We start from the raw sequence: 1650 nt of genomic DNA on the forward strand, positions 1-1650 counted from the left end.
GTACGTGTTTAGCCCCAGCTGATTTCGTTAGTATCTCGTAGGGGGCGATCTACGGTGGAGATATGCTTTGTCGGCAGGGGTCAGTTGCACCTCCGCAGGGATGGTCTCCGCTGCTCGGAGACCATCCCGGTTCCTTTGCTGACGCCAGACTGGGGTGGGATCGATGAGTTGGGACGATCTCACCAAGGAAGAAATCCTTTCACGCTTTCTCCAACTAGAGGAGAAAATCGACGACTTGGAAGAACAACTCATCCAGAAGAACGAACAGATCGACAAACAGGCTGAACTGATTGAAAAGCAGGAAAAGGTGATCGAACAGCAAAGCAAGCGTATTGAGGAACTTGAAGCACGGCTTCGAAAGTACGAGAATCCGCATACGCCGCCAAGTAAGCGACGGTCGGGGACTGACGAGTCCCCGACCTCGCAGGATGACGAAGACGACGATCTCCGAACTGACGGCGGCACTCCCGGCCGGAAGAACGGGCACGACCCGGAGTGGCGTTCTACAACTGATCCTGACGAAGAAGTCGAGGTCACCTACGACTGTTGTCCTGAGTGTGGCGAACACTTCGACGAGTCGGTGGGCGTCAGCCCCCGACTCGTCGAGGAGATCCCGGACCCGCAGCCTCCAGAGGTTACCCAGTACAACCGCCACTGCTACCAGTGCCACTCCTGTGGGACAGAGACAGTTGCGACACACCCCGACTGCCCCGATGAGGGGCAGTTCGGGGTGAACGTCATCGCTCAATCAGCACTTTCTCGGTACGATCACCGCCTTCCCTACCGGAAGATCGCTGATCGCTTCGAGCAACTGCACGGACTGGAACTGTCTGGTGCGTCCGCGTGGCACGCGACCGAGCGCGCTGCGCGCGCCGGTCGCTGTGAGTATGAGCAAATCCGTCGAGAGATCCAAGATGCTGACGTGGTTCATATTGACGAAACAGGCATCAAACGCGACGGTGAACAAGCGTGGATCTGGACGTTTAGTACCGCCCAGCACACGTTGTACGCGGTCAGAGAGAGTCGTGGGAGTGATGTTCCCGCGGAAGTCCTCGGCGAGGACTTCGCGGGAACGGTCATCTGTGACGGGTGGACGGCGTATCCGGCCTTCAGCAGCAATCTCCAGCGGTGTTGGGCGCATATTCTGCGGGAGGCTAAAGACGCAGCCGAAAAACAGGTAGAAGGCGAACCGATCTACCGCGCTCTCACACAGTTATACGTCGCTCTCCAGACCCAGCTGGAGAGCGACTTGACAGTACGCGAACGGGCAGAACTACAGCGTGTGGCGCGCAGAGAACTTGAATCACTGATTGAACGGTCAGTTCCCGACGGACCAGTGGCAACACTCCTCGGGAAGATCGAAGGAGGTCTCGACCACTGGCTCACCTTCGTCGGTGAGCCAGCGGTCTCCCCAACGAACAACGCAGCTGAGAACGCGCTTCGTGAACCAGTTGTTCTCCGGAAAATCATCGGGACACTCCGTAACGATCGAGGCATGTTCGTCCACGAGACGATCTTGTCCCTGCTGGCGACGTGGCGCCAGCAGGGACGCAATCCCTACGAAGAACTTCGCCGAGTCGTCAGCAGCAATGAGATGATCTCACGGGCTCACGCTGTGCCGGCTGTCGAGACCTCGGGGTAAACACATAC

Annotated in this window: 1 protein-coding gene; it reads left to right on the forward strand. The window is 57.9% G+C overall.

What is annotated here, in order from left to right:
• Window positions 1–163: 163 nt before the first annotated feature.
• Window positions 164–1642, forward strand: coding sequence for an IS66 family transposase (tnpC, locus tag GS429_RS16845; protein WP_160066515.1), 1479 nt, complete (start codon window positions 164–166; stop codon window positions 1640–1642).
• The last annotated feature ends 8 nt before the right edge of the window (window positions 1643–1650 follow it).

Source organism: Natronorubrum halalkaliphilum, assembly GCF_009834785.1.
Classification (GTDB): domain Archaea; phylum Halobacteriota; class Halobacteria; order Halobacteriales; family Natrialbaceae; genus Natronorubrum; species Natronorubrum halalkaliphilum.